Here is a 12,721-nt window from a genome sequence, read left to right as displayed (position 1 = left end):
AATTTAAAGCGCTTTCATTTTTCCGGCAATCTTCATTTTTTGCCTGTCGCTTGAATGTGTGACATCACCTTTTCCTGAAGCTCCCGACTGGGCGGCATATCGCCGAGAAGCTCCAATACTGCGATTAAGTTTAAACACCATTGCGATACACAGTTTGTCGTCACCCAAGGCATTTCCGTCAGTTCTCTCCATCTGTTCGTCCGCTTTGGTGTAATCGGCAGTGGTGTATGGCTTTGCGTTTCATCCAGCAAAAGGCGCCACACTTTTTCGGCAAGCTCCCGGTCCCGGCGCCGGTGTGCAGCATATGCGGCCATTGCAGCAGCAAACATCGGCCAATGGAACAAACCGTTATGAAGCTTTCCCCCGCTCCTTCGCCGCTTCTCTTCATCGCTCAGCAAATAAAATTCGCCGAATTCACTAAGCATCTCCTTCCATTCTTCATCTTCCAGGAGTCCGGCAAGTTCCATCCATACTTGCGGAGCGCCAAATGCGATCACCATATGGTAGCCGCCTTCGTTCCCGTCTCCCATGTGAAACAAAGCGGCATCCGCCGGATCATAGCCGAACGTCGGCCCTGACAAAAGACGAAGCGGCAATGCTTTCAGCTGGCTGATCCCTTTTTTGATTTTTGCAAGATATGCAGTGTCCCCCGTCCGTTCCCAATGTGTTAGCCAGTTCGAGCAAAACGCCGCCCAATCAGGGCCCACTCTTGCATGTGCAGGAAACCCGCCTTTCGGATAATAAGCTCTCATCGGGTCCAACGTCGCGACTGCTTTGTCGGCATCCTTTCTTTCAGCGAGAATCTCACCCGTGCGTTCATCGGCCGTCAAAAAATAGTACATTTTATGGAGCCCGGCCATGCTGATTCTCGCTTCTTTGCAGCCGCAGCCCCAATGGAGGACATTGTGCCTTGAACCGAGACCTTGATATTCTCCGAAGTGGTAGCAGTCAACCTCGCTTGTATGGCGCGTCATCGCTTCGGCCATTCGGAAGACATCCTCCCTGCCCGACCGGAGAAATGACTGCCAAAGCCACAGATTCGGTACAAGCTCTGTGTTTTGCCATGCGTAACCGCCAAGATCATACCGCCACATATGGCGGACGGGATCATACGTATGCATCACATCACCATAATGCCAATACCCGTACCAGCTTCGCTGTTCGACTTCGTTTTTGTAAAACCGGAAAGCTTCGTCAAGCTGTTCTTCAAGCATCGCTTCTAGCGGACGGCTTGTATCTTTCAAGCTCCAAATCCCAAGTGCGCGGGTGTTGTAATAATAGTCGGGCTCACAAAGCAAAAGCGGCGGATTTTGCCATTCATCCGCCAGTCTCATCAGTTCTTCATCGCTTGGCGGCTTTGTCAAACAGGCGAGATGGACTTCGCTCGTATTGGCAATCCCTGAAGCAGTAGAGCGCATTTCCGCAAAGCCTTCATATGCGCTTTCAACATGGGTGTCCTTTGAATAGTGGCGGAAATCCATCGCTTCCGCTTCCGGAGGCCAAAACCAGACCGTCAATGTCGTTTCATCAGAGGCGAGATTTGCCGCTGTAAGTGAGGACGGATATTTTTCAAAAAAATCCTTTAGCCCTAAAGCGATTCCACCCGTTTCTCCTCCTGCATACATCAGCCCTTTCGCTCTCTCTCCGCGGAAGGCGGGCACCCAGGCACAGCTTTTATCCGTCCGTTTTTGCAAACGGTAGTGATGCGGAGCGTCTTGAACGAGTTGAAAGTCATGCCAAATCGCATTCCGGCGGGCATCCTGAACCACGGCCGATGTTTCTGGTGTCTCACGGACCGGCTGTCCGGCAATTTGTTTTTCATAAATCCCGTTTGATTCGTTAAATCTTCTCGTCACAAGCAGCTGGGCCGCCTCCCCGTAAATGCCGCTGTCAGCCGCATAACGAATGTGCCGATTCCAAGGGGCACCTTTGAAAAACGCGGAAAACTCCAAGCCGAGCCCTTTGATCCATTCAGTTTGCGGATCTCCGTCGATGAAAATGGTATGCATGATCCGAATGGCCGATACCCCGGCGTAAAAAGACAGTCTGACGGCAAAAGGAAGCCAAGGGTTGCCCCGGTCTTCGCTCCGGTGGACACCTTCTGCTTTCAACACCGCTTTTACCGGCCCGTTTTGTTCAATAACCACCCTGTTGATCATGCTTTTAAATCGTGTGATTTGATAAGTCTCGTGAAAATCTGCGGCAGTCCGTTTTTCTTTTAAGGCGATGAGCCGTCCGTTTTTCGCCATCATTTCCCCGGAAATGGAAATCGAGCTGAACAAGGTCGAGCCTGTTTTCTCCAGCTTGCAGACCATCTCCCCGGTGTCCACTGTGATGCTGTCTTCCTGCTCTGAAATGTGTACGGTGTTTTCAGGTGGTTTTGGACACCCTTTTTGCAGCCAAAAACGGCCGCCGCTCTCTTCTGTGAAAACCGCCGCATGCCCTGTCCATTTCAGCGATCCGTCAGGCCAATAGGCAAGCGGCCATGTTTGTAAGCTAGGCGCCTGACCGTTCTGATCGGCGATGGTGACTGCCTCCCCTTTTTGCAGCACACCTTTTTCCCAGGGAACTCCCCATGTGACGCCACCCGCCCGGGGCGGCGCCTTCAGCCATTTCACTTCAGCCTGTGCTTTCACAAGCGCTCCTCCTCTTTCTGCATTTGTCTGATCAGTCTGTATTTTCCCTTTCCATTCTTTTGACCGTCAATGTTCTTTTTTTGCCTTGGGAACTGGCCGGGATTTCTCCTTATTTGCAGGGCTGCCCTTCTTTTGCAGCCGTATCAGGCAAAAGAAAAGCCGCCGGCATTGCCGGCGGCGGTTCTTCTTCAAAGTCCTATTTTCCAGAAAAACAAATAACGCGATGTTCATGCGGTTTGAGCATTAAACAGCCGGACATCGGCTCGCCGGATATCAAGTCGGTTCCGCGATCCAGCAGGGTCACTTGTCCGCCTTTGCCGTCCATATTGACGACCACCCAGACAAGGCCGTCCATTCCCCTCCGCGGGGCGACGATCGTGCCCGGTGTAACATCTGTTCCCAGTGTGACACCCGCTTCTTCGGCATAGTGGCTGATCAGCTTTTTCAACATGATATCACCGGCCTCACCCGCCGGCAAGGAACCGAGCATGACGATTTTTCCTTTCCCCCGTTTATGCTCAGTTATAAACGCCTTCCCAGGTGCCGCTCCTTCTTCGATGATGCCGACCGCTTCGGAATCGTCCGGTTCAAAAACAGCGCTCCATAAACTGAGCGGCGCCTTAACGCCAAAGGCTGCACCGACCGTGTTTCGTTCATCCATCGGATAAGTAAACAAGGTTTTGGCCCCGGCGCATTTTTCTAAATCACCCAACCCGCGGTCGGTGTGAATCGTATGATGCTCTGTCCTTCCTCCTGCCAGAGGCCCCGCGATCCAGATTCCGCCGCTTTCTGTGAAGGTAGCCGCTTTTTGGATATATTCAGGAGAAAGATAATGGATAAACGGTGTAAACAGCAATTTATAGCCGTCAAGCGGGCTTCCTTCCGGGATGACGTCCCTGTGGATGCCGAGCGAGAGAATCCTGTCGTAAAACTCGGTGATGAGCGACCTGTAATGAAGCTTTCGGTGGGGTTCCGTTTTGAAAAAGACCTTCGCCCTGTCCGAGTAGACAAGAGCCGTTTCAGCCTGGACGGGAGCCGTTGCGAGCATGATGTTTTCGATCTCTTTTCTGGCGCGCTCGACTTCAAGCACATTCCCATACCCTACATCCGGCGCTCCCCAAGCGCTGAGGACAGCGCCGTGCGGCTGTTCGGAACCGGCCCGCTGCTGCCGCCACAGCCAATAGCAGAACGCGCCTCCGCCCAAGGCGTAGGATGATACGGCTTCCGCTTTCAAATAGCCGTCCTGATGCGGCAATGCATAGCTTTCCAATGAAGCGCTGTAAGAAGGGCTCGTCTCCATCACCCAAAAAGCCCGGTCTTTTTTCATGTTTCTCCATAAATCGCAGTTCAACAAAAAGGCCGCTCTGTTCTCTTGCGTGGCGTACGTATCAAATGAGGCAAAATCAAGTCCGCCAAACAGCTCTTCATTGTTGACGCCGAACATGATGCTGCTGTTATGGGTAATCGGCGCATCGGAGTACGCCCTGATCACTTCAGCCTGCTCAAATGCAAATTCGGCGATTTTGTCCATGGAAAACAGCTGATACATCGTCCTTAACGACGAGTTATGCAAAAATGGCGTCGGACCGGGCTGCGGAATTTGCTCAAAGCGCTGATAGGTTTCGCTCCAAATATCGGTTCCCCAGGCTTCGTTGAGACTGGCAATCGACTCGTATCGCTCCTTCAGCCATTTGTGCCACAGCGTTTTGCATGTTTCACACATGCATTCCGCGACATGGCATTTGAATTCATTGTCAAGCTGCCAGCCGATGAGTCCCGGGAGCCTGCCGATTTTTTCCGCGATCTGCTCGGTGATCAGCCTGGCCCGCTTCCGGAAATACGGATGGTTTGTACAGACGTGCTGTCTTGAGCCATGCCCCATCGTCTCCCCTTTTTCATTGACATACATTCTTTCCGGATGCCCGTGGGTAAGCCAAATCGGCGGAGTCGCGGTCGGCGTGCACATCACCGTGTCAATCCCGTTGTCATCTAGCTTTTTGATGACATCGGCAAAAAAACCGACATCGATCTTTCCTTCCTCAGGCTCCATTGTCGACCAGGCAAATTCACCGATTCTCACGACATTGATCCCTGTTTCCTTCATCAGCTTGATATCTTCTTCAAGCGTTGCTTCATCCCATAACTCGGGATAAAAACAGGCGCCATGATACAGCTTTTTCTTCATGCTCACACCGTCTCTTCGACAAACGGCAAACCGAGTTCCCGGATCCCGGCCGAGACGAGCTTTGCGATTTCCCGGGCACCTTTTTTCGTGAAATGAGTGTAATCGTTTACATTTTCCGAAATCATAAAATATTGAAATATTTCGCTGTAGCCTTTTTCGGCAAAATGCTGAAGACTTTTTTCCATTAAGTCGATCAAGCGGACATGTTCTTCATGGGCCACCTGCTTCATGGCGATGCAATAGTCGGGGAAATCGTTCAAAAAGACGCCGTCCTTGTAATGAAGCCTTGCCACCGGTGTGATGAGAAGCGGTTCCGCTCCTTTTTGTCGCGCACCTTCGACATACATTTTCAAATATTCTTTATACGTCGTATACGGCTCTGTGTAACGCTCCGGTTTATCTTTTGAGGCATCATTATGCCCCATCTGCACAAACAGCCAATCCCCTGTTTGAATCACATCCAAAATCGAGGCGAGCCTCCCTTCTTCAACGAAGGTTTTTGAGCTCCTCCCCCCGATCGCCCGGTTGATCACCTGTACATCTCCAGTCAAATAGACTTGCAGAAATTCCCCCCAGCCTCCCTGCGGCGAGTCTGCCCTATAGTTTTGCACGGTCGAATCACCGGCCAAATAAATGCTGATTGTCAAACCGATCACTCCTTTTCATCTCTTCGTGTCACCCTGTTTTCCCTGCCTTCCGCGGTGAAACCGCTTACTATTTATTTTAGCGGAGCTGGCTTTTTGTCTACAATCATACTTTTTTGTTTTTCGAAAAGGCCGAGGGAGAGCTCCGTCGCCCCGGCCATTTTGTTTATTTTTGCAATAGATTACAAGCTTGCCTGATGAATGATTTCCCTGATCCGCTTCTTTGGATCGCCAATAGCAGCGCCCCCGTGATAGCAGATCACCGTCTTGATATCAAATGCCAAAAGCTTTTCCAGCGACTTGATCGCTTGCTTCATATCCGGGGTCACGCGGGGAATGGGCGGCTGTAAACGGCCTTCGGCACATACTAAAGCATCGCCCGTAATCAACGTTTTGCTTTTCTTCAAATAAAGGCTGACATGGCCTTCCGTATGCCCCGGTGTGGAGATCACCTGAATGCCTCCGCAAAACGGCAGTTCCATCCCGTCTTCCAGCAGACAGTCGACCCTTGCCTTCGGCGGATTTGCGAAAATGGCAAGCAGATCTTTTGGCAAGGCTTTCTTTTCCTCATCGCTCATCTGCTTCGGATCTGTCTTGAAAAGCGGGCGTTCGCCTTCTATATACGGCTTTTCCAGCTTGTGGGCATAGCTTTTCACACCTTCGGCTTCCTGTAAAATACCGGGAAGACTGCCGATATGATCGATATCCTGATGTGTCAAGACAACCGCCTTCAGCATCTTGAAGGGGACATCGCATTGTTCTAGCGCCAGGCGGAGTTGTCCCAATTGCCCCGGCATGCCGGTGTCGATTAAAACGGCGTCTTCCTCATCCCACACAAGCACCGGGTGAAGCGCGGCTTTTTGGCCAAAAGCTTCACTTTCCAATTCCAGCATTTCAACACCATCTGATATTCTCATCATTGATCCGCTCCTTACTCAAAGTTGATACAGCTTGCTCTACATCAACTAGATTAATAGCGAGATCATCATTTGTCAAATAAATATTTTATTATATCACACTTTTAAATTACAGTCAATGTTTTTTAATTCTTTTTCACTGAAACGGTATAAATATTGGGCCGGGGCGGTTTTTTCATCCCCGTTCCCAAATAAAAGCCGGGATGAGGCGGCTGATTGTAAGCGACGTTTTGCCAGGCCACCGCCAAGCGGTAGACGGGATCATGCATGAATGTGTAAAAACGGTGCTCCGTCAGCTCTGTCGTTGTATAAATGCGCAAGGCCTCGCTTGTTTCTATTCTGAACACGACATCTTCCCGCCAGTCGCCGAACATATTGGCCTGAAGAACAGGCGTCCCTTTCGTCCAGTTGTTTGATAGTGTTCCTTCAGCGGTAAGGAGATTGATCAGCCTTCCATTGTGATAATCCCACTTATCAATTTTCGGGATGCCGTTCGGCTCTTGCCAATCATGGTCAAGCAATTCCCGAAGGAGATCGCCGTCCCACCATATCGCAAAATTGGCCGAAGCCGGAGCAGTATCGCTGATTTTTTCCCCCTTGCACGTATAGAGCCCGTATGAATGTCCTTCTGTCCCCGGAGGATCGATCGCCCAAACCAGCGCACCTTTATAGCGCGGATCAATGTGGGCCGCCATTCCCCGTCCGACATCGGTATCGGCGGGTACCCCCCAAAGAATCTCGCCGGTTCCCGCATCGCGAAAGGACAGGCCGTATGGCAGGCGCGGATCTTCATGGACTTGAAACACTTCAAGCCCCGGCCTGTCGGGATCAAGGTCGCTTACATGCAGCGCATCCCCGTGTCCAAGCCCAGTCGTATAAAGCCCTGTTCCGTCATGATCAACGACCATCGCCCCGTAAATGATCTCATCCTTCCCGTCGCCGTCAACATCAGCAACGCTCAGGCTGTGATTCCCCTGCCCCGCATATGCGGCATATTCAAGCTTGTCGCTGTCAAATGTCCATAGCTTGGTCAGCATCCCATTGCGAAAATGGTAGGCGGCAAGCACTGTTCTTGTGTAATAGCCGCGCGCCATCACCAGGCTCGGCCGCTCCCCATCCAAGTAGGCGATGCCGGCGAGAAACCGGTCCATTCTGTTGCCGTAGCCGTCCCCCCAGTCCTCAAGCTTTCCGCGCGGCGGTTCATAATCGACCGTCACCAATTCCCCGCCAGTTTCACCGTCAAAAATGGACAAGTATTCCTGCCCCGATAAAATCCGGCCTTGCTCATTTCTGTAATCGGCCTCCTTGTCACCGATTACCCGGCCCGTTCCATCAATCGTTCCGTCAGCGGTCTTCATGGCGATTTCCGCTTTTCCGTCACCGTCAAGATCATAAACCATAAACTGGGTGTAGTGGGCTCCCGCACGAATGTTTTTCCCGAGGTTGATTCTCCACAAATGTGTTCCGTCAAGCTTATAAGCGTCAATGAATACTTCCCCTGTATAGCCGTGGTGAGCATTATCTTTCGAATTGGACGGATCCCATTTGAGCACGATTTCATATTCGCCGTCACCGTCAAGATCCCCGATCGACGCATCATTGGCGCTGTAGGTATACGGCTCGCCGTCAGGAGTGAACCCGCCTTCCGGTTTATTTAACGGCACATCCAGATAGGGCTTCTTCCAAACCGGCGCTTCTTTCGATTTTTCGCATTCTTTTCCGCGGAGGATGGTTTTGACGTCATAAATTGATTCAAGATCGCCGTTTTCATCTAGAAAATTAGTAGATGAGGTGATTGGACGTGAATTGATTTTGCGACCGTTGCGGTAAAGGTTAAAAGCTGTTTTCTCAGGGTCTGTCCCGAGCAGTCTCCAGCTGAGAAAAACGCCGTTTTCCGTTTTCACGGCAATAAGACCGCGGTTTAATGCTTCCATTTGCCTCGGCGCCGCCGTCATGTTTTGTTCATGAGCCGGCCCGCTCTCTTGTGTACGCTTCATCGTCTGCTCTCCTTTCAAGACAATGCTCCATCAGAACGATTTTTTCAACTCTCGTTTCAGCGGATAAAGGTTCAGATCTGCGATCTCTTCTGTGACGAGCCTTGCCAATTGATTGGCCCCGTACTCTTGGAAATGAACCCTGTCTTCGATTCCGTCCGGATAGTTCGGACTTTCTCCAGGCTCGAGAAACATAAACACATTTTTCGTCGCTTCAACACCGATTTCATTGTAAAAGGCGATGCTTTTTTTGTTCAGATCGATGACGGGCACATTCATCTGACGCCCAAGCTGCCTCATCGCTTCAGGGTAGTCTCCGATGCTGTTATAGAAAACGCCGTTTTCATTGAATGTCCGCTTGCTCTGCGAAGTGACGAGCACCGGATGGCCGCCTTTTTCTCTTGTGCATTCGATATAGATTCGCAAATAATCCTGAAATGTCGTATAAGGATCTGTATGGCGGGCCGGGTCCGGGCCGGCGTCATTAATGCCGAACATGATCAACAGATAATCCCCCCGCTTCATGCGGTTCATAATCGTATCAAGGGAACGTTCATCAACAAAGCTTTTCGCGCTTCTCGCCCGTTTGGCCTGATTATCGATGGCAATGTCGCCCGTAAAATAATCGTCCAAAAACTGCCCCCAGCCGGCCATTGGCGCGTATCCCCGCTCATAGTCGGATACGGTCGAGTCGCCCGCCAGAAAAACCGTCGTTTTGTCGTTTGTTACATGATAAGCCGTTTTCGTGATGATGACGGCATTGATGTGCGGCAGTGTTCTCGCCGTCAGACATTGGATGGAAAGGCGGCCGTCTGTAATCGTAATCGGAAACGTTTTTTCGTTGTAAGAACCGGCGCCGGCGCCAAACGAATAAAGCTGAAGCATGCCGTTCGCCCGTACATCCATATTTGTTTTTGCCAGGTCGTCTCCGGTTATGATCTTGACTTCGTATGTTCCGTTTGGCAGATCGAGAGAAAACGCGGTGCCGCCGGGAATGCAGAAGTCTGAGCGAAGCGGGTCGTTTGTGCCGCGGTCAGTGCAGGATACCTTGGATGAGTCGTCAAATCCGAAGCCTTTTTCAGGCGAATAAGCCGATTGAGCGGAAACCGGGATAAATCCGGGGGCTGCTTGTCCGTTGCCGAAATCGAATTGATACATATGCGAAATTTCGATGGCATACACCTTTGGCGATCCTTGCCAGCCGAGGTCAAGCCGTCCGTCCTCTACCGAAACCGTAAATACCGTTTCAGCCGCGCTTCGGTTTGCTCCGGCAGGAATCGCTCCGACCTTCTCACCTTCTGCATAAAGTGCCGTTTCCTCGGCAGCTGTGGCAAATACGGTTATCCGGTATTTTCCGTTTGCAAGGTCTGCTAAGAATGCAGCATCGTTTACAATACAATAGTCTTTGCGCAAGGTTTCATGACTTTTCGTCCGTTTGCATTTGATGCCTTTTCCATGCGAAAAGCCGTATCCTGTGTCTTTTTTGTAAATCGAGGTTTTCCCGATTTTTGTGTAATGCTCTTCTGCGGGCCCTATTCCAAAATCGAACAGAAACAGCTGCCGGTCGGTCTGCGCAGCGGCCTTCTGCGGATGCATCAGTCCGATAAAACCCGCCAGCAAAAGGATGAGCAGGGGAAGAGCCGCGGTGAAACGAAGATATTTCTTCATGTTTTCAGTCTCCTTTCACTCAGCGCGTATCAATATTTGGCTTCTCGGGGACCGCCATGCCTTCCCCTAAATAAAAGCCGGTGTGCGGCGGCTGATTGTAGCCGACATTTTGCCAGGCGATGCCGAGCCTGTAGACAGCGTCATGCATCAGCGTATATATGCGGTGATTGGTCATATCTGTCGTCGTATAGATGTGCAGTGCACTGCTGTCATCTGTGCGCCAAATCACTTCCTCGCGCCAGTCTCCGAGAATATCGGCCTGCAAAGTCGGCGTCGCTTTTGTCCCATTATTCGCAGAAGCTCCGGCCGCTGTCAGCAAATTGATTGTTTTCGCATGTTGATAATCCCACTTATCGATCCTGTTGCTGTCAAGCAGCTCTCGCTGAAGGTCTCCATCCCACCAGATGCCGAAATTGGTTGACGAAGGCAGTGTGCTGCCGATCTTTTCTCCTTTTGCCGTGTAAAGTCCCCCGTTTGCCCACGCTTCAGCCCCCTCATAGCGCGGATCAATATCAGCGGCCATCCCGCGTCCGACATCCTTGCCTGCATGGACGCCCCAAATCAGCTGTCCGGTGGCCGCGTCGCGAAAGGACAATCCGTATGGAGAACTGCTGTTTTCATGCACTTGAAACACTTCCAGCCCGGCTCTTGCCGGATCAAGGTCTCCGGCGTGCATCGCATCTCCATGGCCCCAGCCTGTTGAATAAAGACCTTTGCCGGCATGGTCGACAGCCATCGCACCGTATAAAATTTCATCTTTTCCATCCCCGTCTGCATCTGCGACACTTAAGCTGTGATTGCCCTGTCCGGCATATCTCTCATTGCCCGGCGCTTTTGAATCAAATGTCCACAGCTTAGTCAGCTTTCCATCCCTAAAGTTATAAGCGACAAGGACGGTTCTCGTGTAATAGCCGCGCGCCATGACAAGACTCGGCCGTTTTCCGTCAAGATATGCGACACCTGCGAGAAAACGATCAACCCTGTTTCCGTAGCTGTCACCCCAGTCCGCTACATTCCCCCGGGCCGGCTCGTAGTTTATCGTCTGCAGCTCGCTTCCTGTATCACCTTTAAAGATCGTCAAATACTCAGGCCCTTCCAAAATCCTGCCTTGGCTATTCCGATAGTCGGCGCTGCGGTTGCCGATCACTTTTCCTTTTCCATCCGTCGTTCCGTCAGCCGTTTTCATCGCGATTTCCGCTTTTCCGTCGCCGTCGAAGTCATAGACGAGGAACTGTGTATAGTGGGCGCCGGCGCGGATGTTTTTACCCAGCCCGATTCTCCATATTCTCGTACCGTCTAGTTTATAAGCATCGATCAACACTTCTCCTGTATACCCGTCCTGTGAATTATCCTTTGAGTTGGATGGGTCCCATTTGAGAATGATCTCGTACTCACCGTCACCATCAAGATCACCGACGCTCGCATCATTGGCACTGTAGGAATATGACTGGCCATCAGGCGTTTTCCCGCCGGCCGGCTTCTCGAGCGGAACAGCTTTGTGATTCTCACCCCAAACCCCAACCGTTTCAGAAGGCGCCTGTTCTTTGCCGTTTAAAACAGCCCGAACTGCATAAGAATCATTGGCATTTCCCCCCGCATCCTGATAATTCGTGCTTGATGTGATCGGAGAATTGTTCAGTTTCCGGCCGTTTCGATACACATTAAAAGAAACGGATGACGGCTCTGTACCGAGGAGCCGCCAGCTCAAAAACACACCGCTTCCAGTTTTGACAGCGACAAGCCCCCGTTTCAGCGACTCCATTTGTCGCGCTTCATCCGCATGGACTTTCCCGGCTTCCGCCTGTTCCGCAACGGGTGGAACTGCCATGATCAAAAACAAAGCTGAGGCCGCCAGCCGTTTTCCCCACCTTTTTTTCCTTTTCCTCATAATAGTCTCCCTTCACAAGATAATTTGTAAGCGCTTACTTAAAAGGAATTCTATTATGACTTCCATTTTTATTCAATTGCACTTTTTTGCGAGGGGCAAATAGCTGACTAATAGCCGCCGGCGGCAGCTTTTTTATTAAAATTGGTACTTTTTTGCCTTACTTCTCACGCTTCCAGCCTCATAAAACACCTGTGTGTGATAAACATAAAAACAAGAGCAAATAAACTGACACCATAAAACGGGATCAGCCCCGGCACCGTTATGAGCACACAGACGACCAGCCCGCCCGCCGCGGCCAGCCCGGCCGTTGTCAAAGGGCGAAGAAGACCGATCAGTACAGCCTGGGAAAAATAGCGGGAAAACGGCAGCTCAAAATGAACGTAGAGCGGGAAAATATAAATGAGGACCATCGCATACGCCAGCCCGGCAAGCAATGTCGCATAGCTGATCATGATCGAAAACAAGTCTTCGCGAATATGAAAAAATTGATAGTTAACAAATAAAATATAACCGGCCGCCGCAAGGATGAGACCGATCCCGTTTGCTTTGGCAAATTCCTTTTTGTATGTTTGGTAAAACGTTTTGAAAAGCGGCAGATCCGTATAACCAAAAAGCCATTTGCGTACGACTGTAAACATCGCGGCCGTGCTTGGAGCCCAGCCGAGAACGATGCCTCCGCATACTGTAAACAAAATCCACAAACCGTTCAGCATGGCGATCTTAACGGCTGCTTCACAGCCGTTGTAAATCATCGCCATTACGCCTTTTTCACGCATGATGCACCTCCCC

Annotated in this window: 8 protein-coding genes; all 8 read right to left on the bottom strand. The window is 51.0% G+C overall.

The features are described from left to right. Window positions 1-32: 32 nt before the first annotated feature. The 8 genes from ACINLD_RS02410 to ACINLD_RS02375 all read right to left on the bottom strand — a co-directional run bounded on the left by ACINLD_RS02410 (window position 33) and on the right by ACINLD_RS02375 (window position 12,708). Window positions 33-2,636, bottom strand: coding sequence for a hypothetical protein (locus ACINLD_RS02410; protein WP_077736973.1), 2,604 nt, complete (start codon window positions 2,634-2,636; stop codon window positions 33-35). A gap of 196 nt (window positions 2,637-2,832) precedes the next feature. Beyond that, a complete protein-coding gene (locus ACINLD_RS02405; protein WP_179115741.1) occupies window positions 2,833-4,821 on the bottom strand; it encodes a beta-galactosidase in 1,989 nt (662 codons plus the stop codon). Between the two features lie 2 nt (window positions 4,822-4,823). After that, entirely contained in the window at window positions 4,824-5,468 is a 645-nt protein-coding gene (locus tag ACINLD_RS02400; RefSeq protein ID WP_026586636.1) for a rhamnogalacturonan acetylesterase, read from the bottom strand. 179 nt (window positions 5,469-5,647) lie between these two features. Then, window positions 5,648-6,382, bottom strand: coding sequence for an MBL fold metallo-hydrolase (locus ACINLD_RS02395; protein ID WP_026586635.1), 735 nt, complete (start codon window positions 6,380-6,382; stop codon window positions 5,648-5,650). Window positions 6,383-6,507: 125 nt separating this feature from the next. Then, entirely contained in the window at window positions 6,508-8,337 is a 1,830-nt protein-coding gene (locus ACINLD_RS02390) for a rhamnogalacturonan lyase (protein WP_410206958.1), read from the bottom strand. 72 nt (window positions 8,338-8,409) lie between these two features. Then, a complete protein-coding gene (locus ACINLD_RS02385; RefSeq protein WP_256860442.1) occupies window positions 8,410-10,044 on the bottom strand; it encodes a rhamnogalacturonan acetylesterase in 1,635 nt (544 codons plus the stop codon). Between the two features lie 19 nt (window positions 10,045-10,063). Further along, window positions 10,064-11,872, bottom strand: coding sequence for a rhamnogalacturonan lyase (locus tag ACINLD_RS02380; protein WP_179115767.1), 1,809 nt, complete (start codon window positions 11,870-11,872; stop codon window positions 10,064-10,066). A gap of 224 nt (window positions 11,873-12,096) precedes the next feature. Next, entirely contained in the window at window positions 12,097-12,708 is a 612-nt protein-coding gene (locus ACINLD_RS02375; protein WP_077736976.1) for a YesL family protein, read from the bottom strand. Window positions 12,709-12,721 lie beyond the last annotated feature (13 nt).

The sequence above is a fragment of the Bacillus sp. z60-11 genome, assembly GCF_046464135.1.
Lineage (GTDB): Bacteria > Bacillota > Bacilli > Bacillales > Bacillaceae > Bacillus > Bacillus sonorensis_A.
Note: the sequence above shows the minus strand (reverse complement) of the source record. Positions and strands in the feature narration are given on the sequence as shown.

What these genes read in the sequence shown, in the direction of transcription:
- ACINLD_RS02375 (WP_077736976.1), bottom strand. Translation starts at nt 12,708, where the DNA reads ATGCGTGAAAAAGGCGTAATGGCGATGATTTACAACGGCTGTGAAGCA.
- ACINLD_RS02395 (WP_026586635.1), bottom strand. Translation starts at nt 6,382, where the DNA reads ATGAGAATATCAGATGGTGTTGAAATGCTGGAATTGGAAAGTGAAGCT.
- ACINLD_RS02385 (WP_256860442.1), bottom strand. Translation starts at nt 10,044, where the DNA reads ATGAAGAAATATCTTCGTTTCACCGCGGCTCTTCCCCTGCTCATCCTT.
- ACINLD_RS02390 (WP_410206958.1), bottom strand. Translation starts at nt 8,337, where the DNA reads ATGACGGCGGCGCCGAGGCAAATGGAAGCATTAAACCGCGGTCTTATT.
- ACINLD_RS02405 (WP_179115741.1), bottom strand. Translation starts at nt 4,821, where the DNA reads ATGAAGAAAAAGCTGTATCATGGCGCCTGTTTTTATCCCGAGTTATGG.
- ACINLD_RS02380 (WP_179115767.1), bottom strand. Translation starts at nt 11,872, where the DNA reads ATGGCAGTTCCACCCGTTGCGGAACAGGCGGAAGCCGGGAAAGTCCAT.